Below are 23,260 nucleotides of genomic sequence, written 5' to 3'. Positions count from 1 at the left end.
TTCGTCCGGCCGACGAGACCCCGCGATCCGGGCGCCGGTGTACCGGCCGTCGGCGCCGCTACTCGGCCAGACGCAACGCCGTCCAGGTCTCCGCCCGCGCCGCGAACGACGACAGGTCGCGCCCGAGCACCCGTTCGGCCTGAGCGATGCGCGCGCGCACGGTGTGGCGATGGATGCCGAGAGCCTGGGCGGTCGCCTCGTGCGAGCAGTCGTGGGTGAGCCAGGCGTCGACGGTCTCGAGCAGCGCCGAGCCCTGCGCCTCGTCGTGCGCACGCAGGGGGGTCAGCACCCCCGCGGCGATGCTCCGGGCGGCTTCGGAGCCGAGCGCGGCGAGAAGTCCCGCCCGCGCCGTGTCGGCGAAGTCGGCGACCCCGGGCGTCGAGAGCCGGTCGCGCGCGGTCCGAGCCTGCGCGAGAGCGCTCGAGAACGCCTCGTACCCGGTCGGGGCGGAGCATCCGACGACGATCTCGAAGCGGTCCGAGATCTCGTCGAGCAGTCCTCGAGCCGCGGCGGGCACGACCACGACGAACCCGTCGTCGCCCCGGCCGAAGAACAGCTCCCCCCGCCGTTCCGACGCACGCATCTCGAGCCACTCGGCCAGCGCACCGGAGCGCGCGGCCGAGGCGGGGGTGAGCGCCACCACCACGGGGGCCGTGGGAAGGGGGCCGAACAGATCCCGCGACGCGCGGCGGGCGAGAGCGGGGTCGTCGGTGCACAGCGACTGCACGAGTCCCGCGCGGAAGGTGCCGATCGCGCGGCCCAGCCCATCCTGCTGCTCGAGGACGAGGGCGGCCATCGCCACCACGGCCGTCACCACGCTGCGGGCCTCGTGGTCGAGGTCGTCGGCGGCGATCGCGAGAGCGCCGCGCAGATGCCCGCCTCGGCCGAGGGTCTGCAGGCTCACCGCGGTCCCGTCGATCCGCAGGGTCGACGCGGCGCGCGTGCCGCGGTGCAGCATCGTCGTCACCTCCGCCGTCACCGCGTCGAGCGCCGCAGGGGCGAGGGCGTCAACGGGGTACTCGGTGCGCACGGCCCCGGCCGCGTCGAAGAGGCCGACCCAGCAGTCGAGCTGTCGCGAGAGCTCGGCGAGGGTGGCGGCCAGACCGTCGGGGCGCAGTGCCGCCAGCGAGACGGCCCGCTGGGCGGCGAGCGACCAGCTGCGGCGGGCGTAGGCGTCGGCGGCGATCGCCTCCGCTCCGGCGCGGGCCACGGCGATGAACGGCGTGCGGTAGGGCACCTCGAACAGGGGCATCCCCGCGGCCAGGCAGGCGGCGGTCAGCCCCGCGGGGATGCCGTCGCGCACGACCTCGGTGCCGAATCCCAGCGCCCGCACCCCGCGGGCGAGCAGCCGCCCGACGTAGGCCTCGTAGTCGGCGGGGGTCGCGTCGGCGAACTGGGTGCCGGTGGTCAGCAGCACCAGCCCCTCGCTGAGGAACGGAGTGGGATCGGCGAGGTCGCTGGAGTGCACCCATCGCACGGGGCGGTCCACGCTGCCGGCGGGAAGGGCGGCCTCGTCGACGATCAGGCCCAGGCCCAGGTCGGCTCGAGCCAGGAGGGCGCGCAGGCTCGGTGGGGCGACGGCGGTGTCGACCATGAGTCCTCCTGTACAAGACGTATACGACAGTGCCTGCGACTGTACAGGGGGGAGAGTGCGGGCCGAGACGCCGCGTCCGTAGCATCGCCGCCATGAGCCTCGACACCCTCCCCACCGTCGGCGGTCCGTCCCTCGTCCAGGAGCGCCGCCTCGTCACCGCCATCCCCGGCCCCCGCTCGCAGGAGCTCCTCGACCGCAAGGCCGCGGCCGTGGCATCCGGTGTCGGCCACACCGTCCCCATCCACGCGGTCGCCGCGGGCGGCGGAGTCGTCGTCGACGCCGACGGCAACTCGCTCATCGACCTCGGTGCGGGCATCGCGGTCACGAGCGTCGGCAACGCCCACCCCGCCGTCGTCAAGGCCGTCCAGGATCAGGTCGCCGCCTTCACCCACACGTGCTTCATGGTGTCGCCGTACGACTCGTACGTCGCCGTCGCCGAGGCGCTCAACCGTCTCACCCCCGGTGACCACGAGAAGAAGAGCGCGCTGTTCAACTCGGGCGCCGAGGCCGTCGAGAACGCGGTCAAGATCGCGCGCAAGCACACCGGCCGCCAGGCCGTGGTCGCCTTCGATCACGCGTACCACGGCCGCACCAACCTCACGATGGCGCTCACGGCCAAGAACATGCCGTACAAGAGCGGCTTCGGCCCCTTCGCCGCCGAGGTCTACCGCGCGCCCCTGTCGTACCCCTTCCGCGACGGATTGACGGGCCCCGAGGCCGCGGCCAAGGCCATCTCGCTCATCGAGAAGCAGGTCGGCGCCGAGAATCTCGCCGCCGTCATCATCGAGCCCATCCAGGGCGAGGGCGGCTTCATCGTCCCCGCCGACGGATTCCTCAACGCGATCGTCGACTGGTGCCGCGACAACGGCGTCGTCTTCATCGCCGACGAGGTGCAGTCGGGCTTCGCCCGCACCGGCGCGATGTTCGCGAGCGAGCTGTTCGGCATCGTCCCCGACCTCGTCACCACCGCCAAGGGCATTGCCGGCGGGCTGCCGCTGGCGGCCGTCACCGGTCGCGCCGAGATCATGGATGCCACCCACACGGGCGGTCTCGGAGGCACCTACGGCGGCAACCCGATCGCCTGCGCCGCGGCCCTGGCCTCCATCGACGCCTTCGAGAACGAGGGGTTCCTCGAGCGCGCGCAGCAGATCGGCGAGCTGCTCACGCGCCGTCTGCACGAGCTGCAGGCGAACGACCCGCGTGTCGGCGACGTACGCGGCCACGGCGCGATGATCGCGGCCGAGTTCGTCGACCCCACCACCGGAGCCCCCGACGCCGCCCTCACCTCGGCCGTGGCGAAGGCCGCGATCGCCGAGGGAGTGATCGTGCTCACGTGCGGTACTTACGGGAACGTCATCCGGTTCCTGCCGCCGCTGTCGATCGGCGACGAGCTGCTGAACGAGGGCCTCGACGTCGTCGCGGCCGCCCTGTCGCGCAACTGACACTCGTCCCGGCGGTGGCGGAGAAGCATGCGCACACCCGCCGCCGTCGGGACCACCCACGACATTCCCGAGCGAACGACAAGTAAGGAAGCTTCCATGGACGAGATCACCCGAGACGTCGTCGTCATCGGAGCCGGCGCCGCCGGTCTCACCGCCGCCAACGACCTGCGCAAGGCCGGCCTCTCGGTCGCCGTCCTCGAGGCGCGCGACCGCGTGGGCGGGCGACTGTGGACCGACGTGGTCGAGGGCGCGATGCTCGAGCTCGGCGGTCAGTGGGTCTCGCCCGACCAGCAGGCGCTCATCGACACCGTCGAGGAGCTAGGGCTCACGACCTACAGCCGCTACCGCGAGGGCGACAGCGTGTACGTCGGAGCCGACGGCGAAGCGAAGCGCTTCACCGGCGAGATGTTCCCGGTGGCCGCCTCGACCGAGAAGATCATCGACGAGATCACCGTGCGCCTGGACGCCATGGTCGCCGAGATCGACCCCGACCGTCCCTGGGAGCACCCGAACGCCGCCGAGTGGGACACGGTCTCGTGGGACGCATGGCTGCGTCAGCAGACCGACGACGACGAGGCCGTCCGCAACCTCGCCTTCGCCACCGGCTCGGCGATGCTCACCAAGCCGACCCACACCTTCTCGCTGCTGCAGTCGCTGCTCATGGCGGCATCGGCGGGCTCGTACTCGAACCTCGTCGACGCCGACTTCATCCTCGACAAGCGCGTCGCCGGTGGCCTGCAGGCGGTGCCCGAACTGCTCGCCGAGCGTCTCGGCGACGACGTCTTCCTCAACCAGCCGGTGCGCCGCATCATCTGGGGTGCCGATTCGGCCACGCCCGACCGCGCTGCGGACTCGGCGACGGGGCAGCGGGTCGACGAGCTGCGCGCTCTGACCGCTCGCGTCGAGGCCGCGAAGGCCTCCGCCGCGGGAGTCACCGTCATCGCCGACGGCCTCACCGTGCGCGCTCGCTTCGCCATCCTGGCGCTCGCGCCCGTGCTCTACCCCCGCATCTCGTTCGAGCCGCCCCTGCCCCGGCTCCAGCACCAGATGCACCAGCACATCTCGATGGGCTTCGTCATCAAGGTGCACGCCGTCTACGAGACGCCGTTCTGGCGCGCGCAGGGTCAGTCGGGCACCGCCTTCAGCCCCTACGAGCTGGTGCACGAGGCCTACGACAACACCAACCACGGTGACGAGCGCGGCACGCTGGTGGGCTTCGTGTCCGACCAGAACGCCGACGACCTGTTCCGTCTGAGCGCCGAGGAGCGCAAGGAGCGCATCCTTGAGTCGCTCTCGCACTACTACGGGCCCGAGGCGAAGAACACGGTCGTCTACTACGAGAGCGACTGGGGCACCGAGGAGTGGACGCGCGGCGCCTACGCCGCGAGCTTCGACCTCGGCGGTCTCCACCGCTACGGCGCCGACCTGCGGGAGCCCGTCGGCGCGATCCACGTCGCGTGCAGCGACATGGCCGGCGCGGGCTACCAGCACGTCGACGGCGCGATCCGCCAGGGTCACCGCGCGGCGCAGGAGATCCTCGAGCGGACGCGCGGATGAGTTCCGCGATCGTCGTCGGCTACACCGCCACCGAGGCGGGTGCCGACGCCCTCGCCCTCGCGGCGCGGCTCGGGAACGCCCTCGACGCGCCCGTCCACGCGGTGATCGTGCTGCCCGCGGCCGAGAACAACGTCTCGATCCCCGCCGACGCCGGTTACGACCGGCTCGTCGCCGACACGGCACGCGGCTGGCTGCGCGACGGTCTCGCGCGGGTCGGGGGATCCGGCATCCGGGGCCACGTGCGTCCCGCGCACGGGGTGGCAGCCGGACTCGTCGCCGCCGCCGAGGAGTTCGACGCGGGCCTCATCGTCGTCGGCACCGGAGGTGGGGGACCACGCGGTCGGCACCGCCTCGGCACCACCGCCGAAGAGCTCGTGCACGCCGCTCCCGTCCCGGTGGCCCTGGCCCCCGAGGGCGCGCGCGACATCGCCGTCGACGCGGGTCTTCCGCGCATCACCGCGGCGATCGGCACGCGGCCGGGTGCCGACGTGCTGCTCGAGTCCTCGGCATCGCTGTCGGCCCGCGCGCAGGCACCGCTCCGGCTGCTCTCGCTCGCGGGCGTCGACCTCCCCGCCCGCGTCGACGCCGGGCTGACCCGTCTGACCGGACAGGCCCACGCCGAGGAGGTGCTCGAGACCGTTCGCGCCGCGCTCCCGCCCGAGATCGAGGCTCACGCGGTGGTGGGCGCCGGCTCCGACATCGAAGACGCCGTCGGACGCATCGAGTGGATGCCGGGCGAGATCGCCCTGGTCGGTTCCAGCCGGCTCGCCCAGCCCCGGCGCCTGTTCCTCGGCTCCACCGCAGGACGCATCCTGCGGGCCCTTCCCGTTCCCATGATCGTGGTGCCCCGCACCTCGGAGGCCTCATGACCACCTCTCGCAACGGCGCGAGCCCTGCACCCGACAGCCCCGTCACCACCGGCATCTCCAACAAGGGCCTGCGCGTCGGCTCGATCGGGATGATCGGCGCCGTCGTCATCGGCATCTCCACCATCGCCCCGGCGTACACGCTCACCGGGGCACTCGGTCCGACGGTCTCGGCGGTCGGGTTCCAGGTTCCCGCGATCATCCTCGTCGGCTTCATCCCGATGCTGCTGGTGGCCCTGGGCTACCGCGAACTGAATTCCCGGATGCCGGATGCCGGCACCTCGTTCACCTGGGCGGCGCGGGCCTTCGGCCCCTGGGTGGGCTGGATGGCCGGGTGGGGTCTGGTGGCCGCCACCGTCATCGTGCTCTCCAACCTCGCCGGCATCGCGGTGGACTTCCTCTTCCTGCTGATCGCGCAGCTCAGCGGCAACGCCGAGATCGCGGAGCTCACCCGCGTCGTCCCGATCAACATCGCGGTGTGCCTGGTGTTCATGTTCCTGGCCACGGTGGTGTCGTACCGCGACCTGCAGACCACCCAGCGCCTGCAGTACGGCCTCGTCGGCTTCCAGATCCTCGTGCTGCTCGTCTTCGCGGGCGCGGCGGTCGTGGAGACGATGAACGGCAACGCCGTCGACCCCAGCCCCGTGCAGCTGTCGTGGTTCAACCCCTTCGAGGTGCCCTCGTTCAGCGCCTTCGCCGCCGGTCTGTCGCTGTCGATCTTCATCTTCTGGGGATGGGACGTCATCCTCACCATGAACGAAGAGACGAAGGACCCCGACCGCACCCCGGGCCGCGCCGCCACCGTCACGGTCTTCCTCATCGTGGCGCTGTACCTGGTCATCGCCGTCGCCCTGCTGATGTTCGCGGGAAACGGCACGGGGGAGCTGGGCTTGGGCAACCCCGACATCCAGGAGAACGTCTTCTTCCACCTGTCGGGACCCATCCTCGGGCCCCTCGCGTTCCTCGTGTCTCTCGCGGTCCTCACCAGCTCGGCATCCTCGCTCCAGGCCACCTTCGTGGGGCCCGCGCGGACCCTGCTGGCCATGGCGCACTACGACGCTTTGCCGAAGAAGTTCGCGAAGGTGAGCCCGCGGTTCTTCACCCCGGGCTACGCCACGATCGTCTCGGCGGTCGTCGCCTCGGCGTTCTACGCGATCATGCGCGTGCTCAGCGAGAACGTGCTGACCGACACCATCACGGCCCTCGGCGCGATGATCTGCTTCTATTACGGGCTCACCGCCTTCGCGTGCGTCTGGTACTTCCGCAAGCAGTGGTTCGACTCGGTGCGCAACGTCCTGCTGACGCTGCTGGCCCCGCTCGTGGGCGGGGGAATCCTCGCGGTGCTGTTCGTCACGACCCTCATCGACAGTGCGAGCCCCGACTACGGCTCGGGCTCGCAGATCGCCGGCGTCGGACTGGTCTTCGTCATCACCGTCGTGATCATCGTGGTCGGCGTGGTTCTGATGATCGCCCAGCGCATCGCCAGCCCCGCCTTCTTCCGCGGTGAGACCCTGGGACGCGAGGCGCCCGCCAGCGCCCGCCGTCGCCGCACGTCCTGACAACGAAACGAAAAGGAGCACCATGAGCGACTACGCCGTCGTCAATCCCGCCACCGGTGAGACCCTCGCCGAGTACGACACGCTGTCCGACGAAGGAGTGCAGAGCGCGATCGCCTCCGCCCACGACGGTTACCGCGCGTGGTCGCGCACGGCCCCGGCCGAGCGCGCCGAGGCCCTTCGCCGCGCGGCGCAGCTGCACCGCGACCGCCGCGACGACCTCGCCGCGATCATCGTGCGCGAGATGGGCAAGCCCCTCGAGGCGGCGCTCGGCGAGGTCGACTTCGCGGCCGACATCACCGAGTACTACGCCGACAACATCGACAAGATCACCGGCGACACCCCCATCGACATCCTCGGCGAGGGTTCCGCGGTCATCCGGCGCTCGGGTCTCGGCGTGCTGCTCGGCATCATGCCGTGGAACTTCCCGTACTACCAGGTCGCCCGTTTCGCCGCCCCGAACCTCGCGGTCGGGAACACCATCCTGCTCAAGCACGCTCCCCAGTGCCCCGAGTCGGCCGAAGCCCTGCAGTCGATCTACACCGACGCGGCCTTCCCCGAGGGCGCCTACGTCAACATCCGCGCGACCAACGACCAGGCGGCGACGATCATCGCCGACCGTCGCGTGCAGGGAGTGTCGGTGACGGGCTCCGAGCGCGCGGGCTCGGCCGTGGCCGAGCTGGCCGGCCGCCACCTCAAGAAGGTCGCGCTCGAGCTCGGTGGCTCCGACCCGTTCATCCTGCTCTCCACCGACGACCTCGACGCCGCCGTGCAGGCCGCGGTCGACGCGCGCCTCGACAACAATGGGCAGTCGTGCAACGGAGCGAAGCGGTTCCTCGTCGTCGACGACCTGTACGACGCGTTCGTCGAGAAGTTCTCGGCTGCGCTCGGCGAGGCCAAGGTCGGCGACCCGTTCGCCGACGACACCGTGCTCGGTCCGCTGTCGTCGCTGGCCGCGGCGGAACGCCTCGACGAGCAGGTGCAGCGAGCGATCGCCCAGGGCGCGACCGTCGAGGTCGGCGGCACCCGCGACGGTGCCTTCTACCCGGGCACCGTCCTCACCGGTGTGACGCCCGAGATGGACGCCTACGGCGAGGAGTTCTTCGGACCCGTCGGCACCGTCTACCGGGTCTCGGGCGAAGACGAGGCCGTGGCGATCGCCAACGACACCGGATACGGCCTGGGCTCGTACGTGTTCACCACGGATGCCGAGCAGGCCCAGCGCATCGCCGATCAGATCGAGGCCGGAATGGTCTACGTCAACGTCGTGCTCGCCGACTCGCCGGAGCTGCCGTTCGGCGGCGTGAAGCGCAGCGGCACCTCCCGCGAGATGGGCCTTCTCGCGGCCGACGAGTTCGTGAACAAGAAGCTCATCCGCACGGCCTGACCGATGTCGCGTCCCCCGGCCCGGTTCGCCTCGTCGGGGGACATGACATAGACTGGGGAGTGCAGTCGAAATCTGCATTCTTTCGCCGTGCCCCCGGGCACTCGGCATCCTCCCCGAGAGATTCCAGGCGTTCGCATGTCGGTTTCGAATCCTGGATCCCTCGGGATCTTAGGGCGGTAGCTCAATTGGCAGAGCAGCGGTCTCCAAAACCGCAGGTTGCAGGTTCGATTCCTGTCCGCCCTGCGCACAGCGCACGCTGGCACAGACAGAGACCTAGGTGGTTCGATGACGCAGGACGAGACGAAGGGCGAAGTCGTCGCTGATCGCGGCGCGCCCCGCGAGAAGAAGCTCAACTTCTTCGCGCGGATCGCTCTCTTCATCCGTCAGGTCTTCGCGGAACTCCGCAAGGTCGTCACCCCGACGCGGCAGGAACTGCTCAAGTTCACCGCCGTCGTCCTCGGGTTCGTCGTCGTCATGATGGCGATCGTCTACGGCCTCGACGTGCTGTTCGTGTGGATCACCACCGCCGTCTTCGGCGTCCCCGGTACCGCCGGCGCCTGACCGGCGTCTGGGCGGACGCGCGGCGCCAAGAGCGGCCGCCTCTGAACGGAAGAGATCACAGTGTCTGAAAGATATGTCGACGACGCCGATTGGGCCACCGCGGCCGAGCAGTCGAGCGAGGATGACGAAGCCCAGGAGGGCAACGTGCTGGCCTCGCAGGAGCACGCCTCCGACTCGGCCGAGCACGCTGCCATCCACATCGTCGACGACGAGACCGACACCGATGACGCCGACCTCGGCGACATCGACATCACCGACCCGGAGGCGGACGCGATCGTGAACGACGCTCTCGAGATCGACGAGACCAGCGAGGCCGAGGCCGCAGCCGAGGTGCTCAACGACGCTCTCGCCGAGGAGCAGGCCGAAGAGGCCGCCGAGGCTGCCGACGAGGTCACCCCCTACGACGGTCCCGACGTCAACGGCGAGCCCGACGCCCCCGTGCTCGACGAAGACTTTGTCGACGAGGTCGCCACCGCCGCCGGTGTGGTCGACGAGGTCGAGGCCTCCGAGTCGCCCGCCGACGCCGCCGAGGCCCCCATCGATCTCGATGACGCCGACGCCGAAGACGACGACGTCGACCCGTACGACGCTTTCCGCGCCGAGCTCCGCTCGCTCCCCGGCAAGTGGTTCGTCATCCACTCCTACGCCGGGTTCGAGCGCAAGGTGAAGGCCAACATCGAGCAGCGCAAGTCGACGCTCGAGGTCGAGGACGACATCTACCAGGTCGAGGTCCCCATGGAGGACGTCGTCGAGATCAAGAACGGCCAGCGCAAGATGGTCACGCGCGTGCGCATCCCCGGCTACGTGCTGGTGCGCATGGACCTCAACGAAGACACCTGGTCGGTCGTGCGTCACACGCCCGGTGTCACCGGCTTCGTGGGCAACGCCCACAACCCGACCCCGCTGCGTTTCGAAGAGGCCTTCAACATGCTGAAGAGCCTCGTCGAGGTCAAGGAAGCCGCTCCCTCGAAGTCGGGTGCCGCCAAGGGTTCGCCCACCACGGCGCGCGTCATCCCCGCCGAGGTCGACTTCGAGACCGGCGAGACCATCACGATCAAGGAAGGCTCGTTCGCGGGCCTACCCGGCACGATCAGCGAGATCAAGCCCGAGAGTGGCAAGCTCACCGTGCTCGTGTCGCTCTTCGAGCGCGAGACCCCGGTCGAGCTGTCGTTCGACCAGGTCACCAAGATGCTCTGACGCCTCCGGCGTCGCACGAACGCCCCGCTCGGCTCCGGCCGGCGGGGCGTTCGTCGTTCCGCGCACCGTCGCCCCCCTCGCATAAACGCCGATCGTGCGCATAAACGCGCTGCCTGACCGTTTATGCGCACGATCGGCGTTTATGCCCGGAGGAGGATCACCGCGAGCGCGGGTTTCGCCCCACCGACGCCAGGGCAGCGGGGTCGGCGCGGCGCGACGGCGCGAGCCCGGCAGCGGCGAGAGCCGCGCGTAGTCCGTCTGCGCCGAGCGCCCCCGCGTAATCCCACCGGGCGACACGCCAACCGGCACGCCGAAAGCTGTCTTCGCGGCGCTTCTCGGCGCGAACGGCCTCGGCGGCCGCGACGGGATCGTCGCCGCCGTACTTGAGCCACCCATCTGATTCGCCGATGACCTTCTGCTCCGGCCAACTGAAGTCCGAGCGATACGTCCGCCCCTCGAGACGATGCGTCATCTGGAGCGTCGGCGCGGGGAATCCGCACCACTCGATGACCGCTCGGCTCAGGGATTCTCCCGCGGACTCCGAGAGCGGGGTGGCCCGAGTCAGCACCCATTCCACGCGCTTCATCCGGAACGTGTTCCGTTGCGCCGCGGCGTGATCGATCACCTCGTCGCGCGAGAGCGAGGAGTCGCGGAGGGCCGCATCCGCGACGGCGAGGCCGAACGCCGGCGGCAGAACGCGCGCGAGATCGACGACCAGGTCTTCGACGGTCGTGAGATGGATGCCGCCGACCCGCTGCACCGATCGCGCGTCGGCGCTCGTGTGCGCGGTGACATCGCCGTACGCCACCGAACGGGAACGCCGCGTGTCGAAGATGTGGATGTTGCGAGGGTGGCCGAACGTCGGCAGCCCGAGCAGCGATGCGGCCGACTCGTGCGAGAACACGGCATCGGCGCGAACGAGCGCGAAGGCGTGCACGCGGGCGAGGTACCGGTCCCAGGGGGCGAGCACGTTCCACGCGTCCCGGGCGGCGTAGACGCCGGGCCGTACTTTGTAGAGGCTCGCATCACGCGACGGATACGGGGCGGTGCCCAGCAGGCTCGACGCACGGAAGAGGTGCACCGGCGATTCACGCAGCGATCGGGGGATGGCATCCATTCGGCGAGGGTGGCAGGTCGGCCGGCAGGTCGTGTGCGGCCTGTGGACAACTGCCGCCCCTCCCGATGCATAAACGCCGATCCTGCGCGTAAACACGCGGCCTTCGCGTTTATGCGCAGGATGAGCGTTTATGCGGTGCGGTGCGGTGCGGTGCGGTGCGGTGCGGTGCGGTGCGGTGCGGTGCGGTGCGGCGGGGCGAGGCGAGGCGGGGCGGGGCGCCGAGCGGACGGCGCAATCGCGCCGGCGGGGCGACCGAAACCGCGGCGAGCGGCGACCCGCGAGACGCGGCTGGAGGGCGACCGCGCGGGCGACCGCGCGGGCGAGGAGAAGACGCGGGATGCCGGCGCCATGGCGTATGATGAGAAGGTTGCTCGTGCGTCAGCACGACGATGACCGCTGTCCGGAACCGCCGGATGCGCGGGAGAGAGGGAGCCGCGAGGCCCCCGCTCGAGAGAGGAAAAGGATATGGCACCCAAGAAAAAGGTGACCGGCCTGATCAAGCTCCAGATCAAGGCGGGCGCGGCCAACCCCGCGCCGCCCATCGGTCCGGCGCTCGGTCAGCACGGCGTCAACATCATGGAGTTCTGCAAGGCCTACAACGCGGCGACCGAAGCCCAGCGCGGCAACGTCATCCCCGTTGAGATCACGGTCTACGAAGACCGCAGCTTCACGTTCGTCCTGAAGACCCCGCCCGCGGCGGAGCTCATCAAGAAGGCGGCCGGCCTGGCCAAGGGCTCGTCGACGCCTCACACGGTCAAGGTGGGCAAGCTCACCAAGGACCAGGTTCGCGAGATCGCCACCACGAAGCAGCCCGACCTGAACGCGAACGACATCGAGGCCGCCTCGAAGATCATCGCCGGCACCGCCCGTTCCATGGGCATCACGGTCGAGGACTGAGGGAGATAACAATGGCTACCAAGTCCAAGGCATTCCGCGCCGCTGCTGAGAAGATCGCGGCCGACACGTTCTACACCCCGACCGAGGCCGTCGCCCTCGCGAAGGAGACCGGCTCGAAGAAGTTCGACTCGACCGTCGAGGTCGCGCTGAAGCTCTCGGTCGACCCCCGTAAGGCAGACCAGATGGTCCGCGGCACGGTCATCCTGCCCCACGGCACGGGTAAGACCGCGCGCGTCATCGTCTTCGCCAACGGCCCCGCGGCCGAAGCGGCTCTCGCCGCCGGTGCCGACGAGGTCGGTGGCACCGAGCTCATCGAGAAGGTCGCCGCCGGCTACACGTCGTTCGACGCGGCCGTCGCCACGCCCGAGCTCATGGGCCAGGTCGGACGCCTCGGTAAGGTCCTCGGACCCCGCGGCCTCATGCCGAACCCCAAGACCGGCACCGTGACCCCCAACCCGGCCAAGGCCGTCGAGGAGATCAAGGGCGGAAAGATCGAGTTCCGCGTCGACAAGCACGCCAACGTGCACTTCGTCGTCGGCAAGGCGTCGTTCTCGGCCGAGCAGCTCGACGAGAACATCGCCGCCGCGCTCGAGGAGATCGTCCGCCTCAAGCCGTCGAGCTCGAAGGGCCGTTACATCCAGAAGGGTGCGGTGTCGACCACGTTCGGCCCCGGCATCCCGCTGGACGTCAACGTCCTCGCCTGACATCCGTCACCGAAAGCCCCGCTGCGCCTCGTGCCGGCGGGGCTTTCGCGTGCACGGACGTGCAACACGGCGTCATCCGGGAAGAGTCCTGCGGGTGAACGTGTTGTGCTGGGGGGCGCTCACCGCGCCCTCCCCCCATCACTTGTCCCCACATCACCCATGTCAGGAACAGCTATGCCCCGTCGTCGTTTGACCGTCCTCGCCGCCACCCTGGGCCTCAGCGCCCTCGCGCTGACCGCCTGCAGCGGCGGTGCGTCGTCCGAGGCCACGCCCGGAGCGGGAGCCGATCTCGGCCTCATCTCGGACGGCACCCTCACCGTCGCCACCGAGGGCACCTACCGCCCGTTCTCGTTCCACGAGGGCGCGGGCGAGCTGACCGGTTTCGACGTCGAGATCGCGAAGGCCGTCGCCGACAAGCTGGGTCTGCAGGTCAAGTTTCAAGAGACCCAGTGGGACGCGATCTTCGCGGGCCTGGATGCCGGTCGTTTCGACGTCATCGCCAACCAGGTGTCGATCAACCCCGAGCGCCAGGAGAAGTACACCTTCAGCGCGCCTTACACGGTGTCGCGTGGCGTGATTGTCACGAACGAGGACGACAGCGCGATCTCGAGCTTCGCCGACCTCTCGGGCAAGACCACCGCCCAGTCGCTCACGAGCAACTGGTACGAGCTCGCCACCGACAGCGGCGCGCAGGTCGAGGCCGTCGAGGGCTGGGCGCAGGCCGTCGCGCTGCTGAAGCAGGGTCGCGTCGAGGCCACGATCAACGACCAGCTGACCTACCTCGACTACGAGAAGACCAACAGCCCGACGGGCCTGAAGATCGCCGCCGAGACCGACGACACCTCCGAGAGCGCCTTCGCGTTCAAGAAGGGTCAGGACACGCTCGCCGAGGCCGTCGACGGCGCCCTCGAGGAGCTGCGCGCCGACGGCACGCTCGCCGAGATCAGCCAGAAGTACTTCGGCGCCGACGTCACCCAGTAACACCCGGCTGTAAACCCCCGCGGATCGTCCGCCTTCCCCCTCTAGCGTGGGAGGCGGACGGTCCGCGTCGGCGTGTGCGAACGCGCGCGCGAGGAGTCGGGCCCCGAGCCCACCGGAGAAAGGAGGCCCATGAACGACATCTGGACGCTGATGCTCGACTCGTTCTGGCCCATGCTGCTGGCGGGCCTCACGGGCACCATCCCCCTGTCGCTGGCCTCGTTCGCGATCGGGCTCGCTCTGGCACTCGCGATGGCGTTGCTGCGTCTGTCGCGCAACGTCGCGTTCTCGGGCTTCGCGCGGTTCTACATCTCGGTCATCCGCGGCACGCCGCTGCTGGTGCAGCTGTTCGTGATCTTCTACGGCCTCCCCGCGATCGGTGTCGTCATCGACCCGTTCCCCGCGGCCGTCATCGCCTTCTCGCTGAACGTCGGCGGCTACGCGGCCGAGGTGATCCGCGCCGCGATCCTGTCGGTCCCGCGAGGGCAGTGGGAGGCGGCGCACACCGTCGGCCTCTCGCACCGAAAGACGCTGACCCGCATCATCCTCCCGCAGGCCGCGCGGGTGTCGGTCCCTCCGCTGTCGAACACGTTCATCTCGCTCGTGAAGGACAGCTCGCTGGCGTCGCTCATCCTCGTGTCGGAGCTGTTCCGCCAGGCCCAGAACATCGCCGCGTTCTCGTACGAATTCATGGCGGTGTACCTCGAGGCCGCGCTCATCTACTGGCTGTTCTGCCTGGTGCTGTCGTTCGGGCAGAACGCTCTCGAGAAGAGATTGGACCGCCATGTCGCCCACTGACGCCCCGTTGTTGCAGGTCACGGGTCTCGAGAAGAGCTTCGGCGACAACCGCGTTCTCGAAGGCGTCGACCTGTCGGTGCGGCGCGGTGACGTGCTGGTGCTGATCGGTCCCTCGGGGTCGGGCAAGACGACGGTACTGCGCTGCCTGAACGGTCTCGAGACCCCGGATGCCGGAGTGGTGGCGTTCGACGGCGGTCCGGTCGTCGATTTCTCGGCGCCCAAGGTGTCGAAGGCCGATCGCACGGCTCTGCGCGACCGATCGGCGATGGTGTTCCAACACCACAACCTCTTTCCGCACCTCACGGTGCTGCAGAACGTCACCGAGGGGCCCATCCAGGCGCACGGCGTGCCGAAGGCCGACGCGATCGCCCGCGCCGAGACGCTCTTGGCCCGTGTCGGCCTCGCCGAGAAGCGCGACGCCTACCCGTCGGAACTCTCGGGCGGCCAGCAGCAGCGCGTCGGCATCGTCCGGGCCCTGGCGCTGCAACCGCAGCTGCTGCTCTTCGACGAGCCGACGAGCGCTCTCGACCCCGAACTCGTCGGCGAGGTGCTGACGGTGCTGCGGGAACTCGCGAACGAGGGCTGGACGATGGTCATCGTCACGCACGAGCTCGGTTTCGCCCGCGAGGTCGCCGACGAGGTCCTGTTCTTCGACGAAGGGGTGATCGTGGAGCGGGGCGCCCCCGCGGATCTGCTCCGCGCGCCGAAGAAGGAGCGCACGCGTCGCTTCCTGAACCGCCTGCTGCACCCCCTCGACGGCCCCGATCCGACCGGGGCGTCCGAACTCCCGGAGTAGCGTGGATCCATGCGCCGCCTCGAGAACCTGCTCGGCATCGATTCGCCCGTCGTTCTCGGCCCCTTCGGCGGGCTGTCGTCGATCGCGTTGACGGCGGCGGTCAGCGACGGGGGAGGTCTCGGCTCGTTCGGCCTCTACGGATACACGCCCGAGCGCATCCGCGACACGATCGCCGCCCTTCGGGCTGCCACGCCGCGTCCCGTGGCGGTGAACCTGTGGCTGCCGCGCGGCGACGAGGTGACTCCGACCGACGTCGACGTCGCACCGTTCCTGCGGGCCGCCGAGCAGCTCTTCGCCGCCGCGGGCATCGCCCCGCCCGTCGTTCCCGCCGCGTACCTCACGCCGATCGCCGACCAGCTCGAGGCCGTCTTCGATGCGCGCCCCGATGTGCTGAGCGTCGTGTACGGGGTCCCGGATGCCGAGACCCTCGCCCGCGCGCGAGCTCTCGGCATCCGCGTGATCGGCACCGCCACCTCGGTCGCCGAGGCGGTGGCGCTCGGGGATGCGGGGGTCGATGCCGTCGTCGCGACGGGGGCCGAGGCCGCGGGGCACCGTGTGTCGTTCCTCGCCGACCCGGCCCACTCGCTCGTGGGCACGTTCGCGCTGGTGCCGCAGGTCGTCGACGCGGTGAGTGTCCCCGTCATCGCGGCGGGCGGTGTGGCCGATCGCCGCGGAGTCGCCGCGGCGTTCGCGCTGGGGGCCGACGGCGTGCAGGTCGGCACGGCATTCCTGCGCACGAGGCAGTCCGCCGCGACCGCGGGGCACCGCGCGGCGATCGCCGCCGCGGCCGACACCGACACGGTGCTGACGCGGGCGATGAGCGGGCGACTGGCGCGCGGCATCCCGAACCGGGCGATGCGCGAGCTCGAGGCCGGCGGCATGATCGCCCCGTTCCCCGCGCAGAACTGGCTCACCGGTGCGTTCCGCGCGGCGGCCACGGCGTCGGGAGACGCCGACCTGGTGTCGCTGTGGGCGGGACAGGCCGCGGGCCTCGCGCGTCTCGACGACGCCGCCGACGTGCTGGCGGAGCTGCGGGCGGGCGTGCCGGTCTAAGCCGTCGCGCGGATCTCGAACCCGCGCGGAGCCGCGCCGCCGCCCTCGTGCACGTCGACCCCGTCGACGCGGGCCGACGGGGGACCCGCCTGGGCCCACGCCAGGACGGCGTCGACCGTCGCGTCGTCACCCTCGACGAGGGCTTCGACCGAATCGTCGCGGCGGTTGCGCACCCAGCCGCGGGCCCCGAGCCGCTCGGCCTCGGCCTGCAGCGCGTAGCGGAAGCCGACACCCTGCACGCGGCCGTGCACCCTGATCGTCACCGTTCGCATCGGGCCATTCTCGTGCACGCGGTGCCCGTCGGTCCACGCGCGCCGGCTCAGTGCGGCAGCACGAGCGAGACCGCGATGGCGAACATCACGACCGCGATGATCGCGTCGAGGATGCGCCAGGCGCGGGGCGTGTCGAGCCACCGACCGAGGTACCGCGCCCCGAAGCCGAGGAGCGAGAACCACGCGAGGCTGGCGAGGCACGCGCCGAGCGCGAACGCCCACCGCCCGTCGCCGTGCGTGGTCGCGACCGAGCCGAGCAAGAACACCGTGTCGAGGTAGACGTGCGGATTGAGCCAGGTGAGGGCGAGGCAGGTGAGCACGGTCGCGGCGAGCGTCGTGCGTGCGGGACGGGCCGTCACGGTCGTGCGCCCGGTCTCGGCGGGCGAAGCGGATGCCGCCGGGGCGGCGTCGACGCGCAGGGTCTCGCCGCTCGGACGCAGCGCCCGCCGGGCTGCCAGCAGGCCGTAACCGACGAGGAACGCCGCGCCCGCCCACCGCACGACGACGATGAGCCAGGGGACCGCCTGCAGCACGAGTCCGACGCCGGAGACGCCGAGCAGGATCAGCACGGCATCCGATACCGCGCACACCGCGACCACCGCGAGCAGATGTTCGCGCCGGACGCCCTGGCGCAGCACGAAGAGGTTCTGCGCCCCGATGGCGACGATGAGTGAGAGGCCGAGGCCGAGGCCGGCGAGGAGGGGGGTGAGCACGTCTCGACGCTAAGGCGACGTTCTCGAGAAGACCAGCTCAAGATTCTGATGGACCATTAGCCTCGCTTCATGTCAATTCCACTCGATCTCGCTCGCACCCTCGCCGTCGTCGTCGAGGAGGGGACCCTCGATGCCGCGGCACGGCGTCTGCACGTGACCCCCTCCGCGGTGAGTCAGCGCGTGCGGGCCCTCGAAGACCAGCTCGGACGCGTCGTTCTGGTGCGATCCAAGCCGGTGCGCACGACCGAGGCGGGCGACGCCGTCGTGCGCCTCGCACGCCAACTCGCGCTGCTCGAGCACGACGCTCTGGCGGCGATCGGTGCGGAGGGCGGTGTCGTGGCATCCCTTCCCCTGGCGGTGAACGCCGACTCGATGGGCACGTGGTTCCTGCCGCCGCTGGCCCGGGTGGCCGAGCGACGCGCGGTGGTGTTCGACCTGCACCGCGACGACCAGGACTTCACGGTGGGCCTGCTCGAGTCGGGCACGGTCATGGCGGCGGTCACGTCGCGTGAGACCCCGCTCGCCGGGTGTCGGGTACGACCTCTCGGTGTGCTGCGGTACGAGGCGGTGGCGACGGCGGGGTTCTCGCGCCGCTGGTTCCCCGAGGGTGTGGATGCCGGGGCTCTCGCCGCGGCGCCCGTCGTCGACTTCGACCGTCGCGACGACCTGCAGACGCAGTGGCTGGCGCGCCGGGGCGTGGCGGCGGCAGCGCCCCCGCGGCATCGGGTTCCGGCATCGCAGGACTTCGCCACCGCGGTCGAGCTGGGGCTCGGGTGGGGGTTGCTGCCGAGCTTCCAGTCGGCGGCGGGGTTGGCCGACGGATCGCTCGTGCCCCTCGGCGACGACCCCCTCGACGTGCCGCTGTACTGGCAGCAGTGGAACCTCACCTCCGACCTGCTCGACGACGTGGCCGACGAGGTCGTGGCCGAGGGACGGCGCGTGCTGGCGGCGGGGTGAGCTCAGTCGTCGCTGACGTGCAGCACGATCTTGCCGCGGGTGTGCCCGCGTTCGAGCTCCGTGTGCGCGGCGGCGACATCGTCGAGGTCGAAGACCCGGTCGATGAACACGCGGACGGCGCCCGAGTCGAGCAGGCGGCCGATGGTGGCGAGGGCGGCGCCGTCGGGGATGGTCTTGTAGTCGGTCGATCGGATGCCGCGGGCCGAGGCCGCCTCGCGGAAGCCCGGCCAGGCTCCGGTGGGCACCTCGATCAGCAGTCCACCGGGGCGCAGCACCTCGAGTGAGCGCGTGCCGGTGTCGTCGGCGACGTTGCCGATGAGGTCGATCACGACATCGACCGGCGAGACGACGTCTTCGAAGCGGGTCGAGGTGTAATCGACCACCTCGGCGGCGCCGAGCTCGCGGAGCCACTCGAGGTTGCGGCCGGAGCCCGTCGCGATGACGTGCGCGCCGAAGTACGCGGCGAACTGCACCGCGAAGTGCCCCACCCCTCCGCTGCCGGCGTGCACGAGGATGCGCTGGCCCTGGTGGGCGAGCGCGGTCTCGACGACCAGGCCCCACGCGGTCAGGGCGGCGACGGGCACGCCCGCGGCCTCGACGTGCGAGAGATCGGCGGGCTTGCGCGCCAGCGACAGGGTGGGCACGACGACGTACTCGGCGTACGCCCCCGGGGTGCGGGGGGCGGCGGCCATGCCGTAGACCTCGGTGCCGACGGGGAACGGGTGCGCGTCGAACGGCGCGCGTACCACCACCCCGCTGACGTCGAGCCCCAGCACAGCCGGCCAGGAGTCGATCGCGCCCGACAGGCCGCGTCCGGCGCGGGTCTTGGCGTCGATCGGGTTGATGCCGGCGGCCACGACCCGCACCAGCACCTCGCTCAGCACGGGAGAGGGCACGGCGACGTCGGCGAGGTGCAGCACGTCTGCCGGGCCCGGAGCGTCGAACACCGCCGCCCGCATCGTCTCGGGGACCGCCGGCGCGGGTTCGATGGCGGTCTCGGGACGCGTCGATCGGGATCTCATCGGGCGCTCTCTCTCGCGTGCGGTCGCATGCACGGCGACTCCGCCGCGACGCGACCAGTCAAGCGCGCCATTGTCTCCGCGGTGTTACACCCGGGTCACCGTGTCGCGAAGGCTAGCGATCCTGTGCGGGGGACTCGCCGACCGCGAGCGCGTGCAGAAGGGTCGACAGGTGGCGGATGTCGGCCACCGACCAATCGGCCATCGCCTCGAACAGGCGACTCTCGTGCGGGGCGCGGGCGTCGGCGAGCCGCGCGTGCCCGACCTCGGTCACCGCGATGAGGCGCGAGCGGCGATCGTTCGGATCGGGTGTGCGGGTCACCAGGCCCAGCTCTTCCAGCTCGCTGATCGATCGGCTGAGGAAGCCCTTGTCGGCCGAGAGCCGTTCGGCGAGAGCCGAGAGCGTGAGCGGGCCGAACCTGCTGACGACGGAGAGGGCCTTGAAGGTGGCCGGGAGCATCCCGGGACTCACGCGTTCCGCCGCTTCGGAGACGAAGCGGCGGAACACGGTCATGAGCTCCGAGAACGACGACTCCAGGGCCTGGACGGCCTCGCGGCGGTCATCGTTCGATTCGCTCATCACGTCAGTCATCCTCTCCCATCTCGGCGCCACGGCGTGCGCGGCGCGAGGCAGCGGCATCCGGGGTCGTGATGGATCCCGTCGCGGCGAGCGTCGCCATGCCGGCGGGAACCGAGACGGTGGCGAAGTCGGCCTCGCTCGCGGCGACGCGCTCGGTCGTCGTCATGCGGGTGAGGGGCCGGTTGGGGAGGAACAGGATGGCGATGAGGCTCACCACGGCCACCGGAACGGCGATGAGGAACGAGTGCGCGATCGACTGCGCGTAGATGTCCTCGACGATGACCCGGACGGTGTCGGGGAGGGCCGACACCTGTGGGATGGTGCCCGACTGCAGGGACTGGGCCACCGCGGCGCCGTCGGCGCCGAGACCCATGATCGCGGTCTTCAGCTCGTCGGCTCGGTCGGTGAACAGGCTCGCCGCCATGCTGGCGAGGGCGGCGCCCATGACCGACACGCCGATGGTGCCGCCGAGGCTGCGGAAGAACGTCACGCCCGAACTCGCCGCGCCCATCTGGGTGGGGTTGGCCGTGTTCTGCACGATGAGCACGAGGTTCTGCATCGTCATGCCGACACCGGCGCCGAGCAGGGCCATGTAGACCGAGACCAGCGCGAAGTTCGTGTCGTAGTGGATCGTCGACAGCAGGAACGATCCGGCGATCAGCAGCACGCCGCCGGCAATGAGGAACGGCTTCCAGTGCCCGTGACGCGAGATGAGCGCGCCCACGACGATCGACGAGATCAGCAGGCCCGCGATCATCGGGATGGTCATGACGCCGGCCTGGGTGGGTGTGGCGCCCCGCGCCATCTGCATGTACTGGCTCAGGAAGACGGAGGTGCCGAACATCGCCAGCCCCGTCGCGATCGACGCGATCGTCGCCAGGGTGAAGGTGGCGTCGCGGAACAGGGTGAGCGGCACGAGCGGCTCGGAGGAGCGCAGTTCGACGACCACGAACAGGACGGCGGCGAGCACGGCTCCACCGACCATCACGGCGGTCTCGACGCTGGCCCAGTCGAAGGTCTTTCCGGCGTTGGTCACCCAGATGAGGATGAGCGAGACCGCGGTCGAGAGCAGCACGATGCCCAGGTAGTCGATCTTCACCTTGCGCTTCGCTCGCGCCGGCAGGTGCAGGGTGCGCTGCTGGATGAGCAGGGCCACGACGGCGAAGGGCAGGGCGACGAAGAAGTTCCAGCGCCAGCCGAAGGCGTCGGTGATGACGCCGCCGAGCAGCGGGCCGCCGACCGTGGCCACGGCCATGACGGCGCCGAACAGGCCCATGTACCGCCCGCGCTCGCGCGGGCTGATGATGTCGGCCATGATGACCTGGCTGAGGGCGGCGAGACCGCCGGCACCCAGGCCCTGCACGGCGCGGAAGGCGATCAGCATGTTCGTGTCCTGCGCGAAGCCGGCGGCGGCCGTGGCGAGCACGAAGATCGCGATGGCGATCTGGATGAGCAGCTTGCGGTTGAACAGGTCGGCGAGCTTGCCCCAGATGGGGGTCGAGATCGCGGTGGTGAGCAGGGTCGCGGTGATGACCCAGGTGTAGGCGTTCTGGTCGCCCGACAGGTCGTGCACGATGACCGGCAGCGACGTCGAGACGACGGTCGAGGCGAGCATCGACACGAAGGTGCCGAGCAGCAGCCCGATGAGGGCGGGGAGCACGCGCCGCTGGGCGGGCGTGTCTGTGGTGGGGGAGGTGGTCATGCGGAACTCCACGGAGGGGACGGATGCCGCGACGACGATGGCGCGTTAGTTGACTAACGTCAACGATACGCCTGATGCTTGACTTGCGTCAACTATTAATCGAGGAGCGCCAGGGCGCGGTACCTCTCGGTCGGTTCCGTCCGCACGGGTTCGGGGCGCGGCTGACGCGTCTGCATGGTGCGGTGATAGAGCTCGTCGATGAGCGAGGTCGCCAGGCCCACGAGCTTCGCGATCTCGCGTTCGTCGCGGTCGATCCACTGGCAGCGCGGCTCGTCGCCGACGGGGACGAAAGCGTCGTGCTGCTCCCAGGCGACGAGCGTGCGTTCCGCGCCGAGCACGTGCTGCTGCCACCAGATCTGGCGCATGTACGTACGGGGGATCGAGCGCCACGCCTTGTTCGTCGTCTTGATCTCGGCGAGCATGATGCGCCCCTCGCCGTCGACGACGACGCCGTCGGGGGTGGCCAGGTGACGCTTCTCGACGACCGCGTGATACAGCGCCGACGAAGGGCGGATGCCGTGGGTCGCCGCGACCCACGCGGCGATCTCGGGTTCGCGCCGACGGCCGTGCGCAGTGAAGGCGTTGCCCGAGAAGTTCGAGCCCATGAGCTTGGCATCCGCGGCACGCGAGATGGCGTTGTGGCTCGTCAACGTGGCGACGTCGGTGGCCGTGATCCCGCGCGAGCGGGCCCGGATCCAGGCGACCCGATCCCGCGAATCGGCGACGATGCGGGCGTCGAGGTCGGCGCTACGAGAGGCGACGAGCTCGGGGGACATGCGTTCGACCCTAACCCCGCGCGCCCGTGGATCGGATGCGAACCCCGGCGCGTCGGCATCCGGGGTCTTGTCCTCGAAGTAAGGGTGACCTAAGTTGATCGTCATGAGTTCGGATGCCGTTTCGCTGCGCCGCCCCGACGGGGGCCGCTGGTGTGATCTCGAGGGTGCTGTGCTGCTCGGTGGTGACGCCCGGAACCTCCCCGAGATGCGGCGTATCGCCGCCGCCCTCTCGCCCGCCGCGCACCTGACGGTGCTGGTCGAGGTGTGCGGGTCGGATCAGGTGGGCGTCATCGACGCCCGCGACGGGCGGGTGAGTTGGCTCGACCGCTCGCTCGAGAATCGGCTGCGGCCGCGCGGAGAGCGTCTCGCGCAGGCGATCCACGCCTGGTGCGCCGAGTGGGCCTGCGGAGACGACCCGGTGTGCACCGTCTGGCTCGGCGCCCGCACGCCCTCGCGCATCGTGCGCATGACCCGGGCCCTGCTGCCCGAACCGCGCGTGTCCTGACGCGGGGGAGTCCGGCCTGCCGCGGCTGCGGGGGAACGGGCGCGCGGGTGGTGGTTCGGTGGGGACGCACACGATCGCCGAGGACGCACTCGATCGTTGCTCATGCGATGCGTCATCGTCGATCGAGTGCGTCCTCGTGAGGTCGGTGGGCCTCCTCCCGCGCGCGCCTGTGGAAAGACGCCGACGCCCGGATGCCGGAGTCGGCAGTGTGGACGCATGCAGGCGGAATCACC

At 70.5% G+C, this 23,260-nt stretch carries 23 protein-coding genes and 1 tRNA gene; 16 read left to right on the top strand and 8 right to left on the bottom strand.

The window, feature by feature from the left end; translation table 11 throughout:
- Window positions 1-58 precede the first annotated feature (58 nt).
- Window positions 59-1,594, bottom strand: coding sequence for a PucR family transcriptional regulator (locus IFU19_RS13210; protein ID WP_192014320.1), 1,536 nt, complete (start codon window positions 1,592-1,594; stop codon window positions 59-61).
- Between the two features lie 92 nt (window positions 1,595-1,686).
- On the opposite strand from IFU19_RS13210, the gene gabT reads away from it, so the two are divergent.
- From gabT to nusG, 8 genes are all read left to right on the top strand, one after another.
- Entirely contained in the window at window positions 1,687-3,036 is a 1,350-nt protein-coding gene (gene gabT, locus IFU19_RS13205) for a 4-aminobutyrate--2-oxoglutarate transaminase (protein ID WP_191915941.1), read from the top strand.
- Between the two features lie 96 nt (window positions 3,037-3,132).
- A complete protein-coding gene (locus IFU19_RS13200; protein WP_192014317.1) occupies window positions 3,133-4,593 on the top strand; it encodes a flavin monoamine oxidase family protein in 1,461 nt (486 codons plus the stop codon).
- Window positions 4,590-5,462 (top strand): universal stress protein, encoded by an 873-nt coding sequence (locus tag IFU19_RS13195; RefSeq protein ID WP_055838865.1) that lies wholly within the window; start codon window positions 4,590-4,592, stop codon window positions 5,460-5,462. The genes IFU19_RS13200 and IFU19_RS13195 overlap by 4 nt, the downstream gene beginning before the upstream one ends.
- The gene (locus tag IFU19_RS13190; protein WP_055838862.1) at window positions 5,459-7,018 is read left to right on the top strand and encodes an APC family permease; all 1,560 of its coding nucleotides are present in this window, start codon (window positions 5,459-5,461) and stop codon (window positions 7,016-7,018) included. Before IFU19_RS13195 ends, IFU19_RS13190 begins: the two co-directional genes overlap by 4 nt.
- Window positions 7,019-7,040: 22 nt before the next feature.
- Complete coding sequence (locus IFU19_RS13185) at window positions 7,041-8,402, top strand: NAD-dependent succinate-semialdehyde dehydrogenase (RefSeq protein WP_192014315.1); 1,362 nt, start codon at window positions 7,041-7,043, stop codon at window positions 8,400-8,402.
- Between the two features lie 170 nt (window positions 8,403-8,572).
- A tRNA-Trp gene (locus IFU19_RS13180) sits at window positions 8,573-8,645 on the top strand.
- A gap of 42 nt (window positions 8,646-8,687) precedes the next feature.
- On the top strand, window positions 8,688-8,963 hold the full coding sequence (secE, locus tag IFU19_RS13175; protein WP_055838856.1) for a preprotein translocase subunit SecE: 276 nt from the start codon (window positions 8,688-8,690) through the stop codon (window positions 8,961-8,963).
- Between the two features lie 60 nt (window positions 8,964-9,023).
- A complete protein-coding gene (gene nusG, locus IFU19_RS13170; RefSeq protein WP_055838853.1) occupies window positions 9,024-10,160 on the top strand; it encodes a transcription termination/antitermination protein NusG in 1,137 nt (378 codons plus the stop codon).
- Between the two features lie 157 nt (window positions 10,161-10,317).
- On the opposite strand, the gene IFU19_RS13165 is transcribed toward nusG, so the two are convergent.
- Complete coding sequence (locus IFU19_RS13165) at window positions 10,318-11,277, bottom strand: hypothetical protein (RefSeq protein WP_192014313.1); 960 nt, start codon at window positions 11,275-11,277, stop codon at window positions 10,318-10,320.
- A gap of 465 nt (window positions 11,278-11,742) precedes the next feature.
- On the opposite strand from IFU19_RS13165, the gene rplK reads away from it, so the two are divergent.
- The 6 genes from rplK to IFU19_RS13135 all read left to right on the top strand — a co-directional run bounded on the left by rplK (window position 11,743) and on the right by IFU19_RS13135 (window position 16,503).
- Entirely contained in the window at window positions 11,743-12,174 is a 432-nt protein-coding gene (gene rplK, locus IFU19_RS13160; protein ID WP_055838847.1) for a 50S ribosomal protein L11, read from the top strand.
- 11 nt (window positions 12,175-12,185) lie between these two features.
- Window positions 12,186-12,878 (top strand): 50S ribosomal protein L1, encoded by a 693-nt coding sequence (rplA, locus tag IFU19_RS13155; protein ID WP_055838843.1) that lies wholly within the window; start codon window positions 12,186-12,188, stop codon window positions 12,876-12,878.
- A 174-nt stretch (window positions 12,879-13,052) separates the two neighbouring features.
- Complete coding sequence (locus IFU19_RS13150; RefSeq protein ID WP_192014311.1) at window positions 13,053-13,859, top strand: amino acid ABC transporter substrate-binding protein; 807 nt, start codon at window positions 13,053-13,055, stop codon at window positions 13,857-13,859.
- 129 nt (window positions 13,860-13,988) lie between these two features.
- Window positions 13,989-14,654, top strand: coding sequence for an amino acid ABC transporter permease (locus IFU19_RS13145; RefSeq protein ID WP_192014309.1), 666 nt, complete (start codon window positions 13,989-13,991; stop codon window positions 14,652-14,654).
- Entirely contained in the window at window positions 14,641-15,450 is an 810-nt protein-coding gene (locus IFU19_RS13140) for an amino acid ABC transporter ATP-binding protein (protein ID WP_274604690.1), read from the top strand. The genes IFU19_RS13145 and IFU19_RS13140 overlap by 14 nt, the downstream gene beginning before the upstream one ends.
- Window positions 15,451-15,459: 9 nt before the next feature.
- Window positions 15,460-16,503 carry an NAD(P)H-dependent flavin oxidoreductase gene (locus IFU19_RS13135; RefSeq protein ID WP_055838831.1) on the top strand — a complete coding sequence of 348 codons (1,044 nt, stop codon included), beginning with the start codon at window positions 15,460-15,462 and terminating at the stop codon, window positions 16,501-16,503.
- On the opposite strand, the gene IFU19_RS13130 is transcribed toward IFU19_RS13135, so the two are convergent.
- On the bottom strand, window positions 16,500-16,775 hold the full coding sequence (locus IFU19_RS13130) for an acylphosphatase (protein WP_191915947.1): 276 nt from the start codon (window positions 16,773-16,775) through the stop codon (window positions 16,500-16,502). The genes IFU19_RS13135 and IFU19_RS13130 overlap by 4 nt on opposite strands.
- Window positions 16,776-16,822: 47 nt before the next feature.
- A complete protein-coding gene (locus IFU19_RS13125) occupies window positions 16,823-17,488 on the bottom strand; it encodes a LysE family transporter (RefSeq protein ID WP_191915948.1) in 666 nt (221 codons plus the stop codon).
- A gap of 69 nt (window positions 17,489-17,557) precedes the next feature.
- Here IFU19_RS13125 and IFU19_RS13120 point away from each other — a divergent pair, with 69 nt between their 5' ends.
- Complete coding sequence (locus tag IFU19_RS13120; RefSeq protein WP_055838823.1) at window positions 17,558-18,445, top strand: LysR family transcriptional regulator ArgP; 888 nt, start codon at window positions 17,558-17,560, stop codon at window positions 18,443-18,445.
- Between the two features lie 2 nt (window positions 18,446-18,447).
- On the opposite strand, the gene IFU19_RS13115 is transcribed toward IFU19_RS13120, so the two are convergent.
- From IFU19_RS13115 to IFU19_RS13100, 4 genes are all read right to left on the bottom strand, one after another.
- The gene (locus IFU19_RS13115) at window positions 18,448-19,467 is read right to left on the bottom strand and encodes an NADP-dependent oxidoreductase (RefSeq protein ID WP_055838820.1); all 1,020 of its coding nucleotides are present in this window, start codon (window positions 19,465-19,467) and stop codon (window positions 18,448-18,450) included.
- Between the two features lie 112 nt (window positions 19,468-19,579).
- Window positions 19,580-20,044 carry a MarR family winged helix-turn-helix transcriptional regulator gene (locus tag IFU19_RS13110; RefSeq protein ID WP_055939427.1) on the bottom strand — a complete coding sequence of 155 codons (465 nt, stop codon included), beginning with the start codon at window positions 20,042-20,044 and terminating at the stop codon, window positions 19,580-19,582.
- A 4-nt stretch (window positions 20,045-20,048) separates the two neighbouring features.
- A complete protein-coding gene (locus IFU19_RS13105; RefSeq protein ID WP_191915951.1) occupies window positions 20,049-21,746 on the bottom strand; it encodes an MDR family MFS transporter in 1,698 nt (565 codons plus the stop codon).
- Between the two features lie 95 nt (window positions 21,747-21,841).
- Window positions 21,842-22,522, bottom strand: coding sequence for a YqaJ viral recombinase family protein (locus tag IFU19_RS13100; RefSeq protein ID WP_191915952.1), 681 nt, complete (start codon window positions 22,520-22,522; stop codon window positions 21,842-21,844).
- 103 nt (window positions 22,523-22,625) lie between these two features.
- Between IFU19_RS13100 and IFU19_RS13095 the strand changes: the two genes are divergently transcribed.
- Window positions 22,626-23,027: a hypothetical protein gene (locus IFU19_RS13095; protein ID WP_192014307.1), complete on the top strand. Its 402-nt coding sequence runs from the start codon at window positions 22,626-22,628 to the stop codon at window positions 23,025-23,027.
- Window positions 23,028-23,260: the final 233 nt, after the last annotated feature.

Origin of the sequence: Microbacterium sp. CFBP 8794, from assembly GCF_014841235.1 — a bacterium.
GTDB lineage: Bacteria > Actinomycetota > Actinomycetes > Actinomycetales > Microbacteriaceae > Microbacterium.
This window is presented reverse-complemented; position numbering and strand designations above follow the sequence as displayed.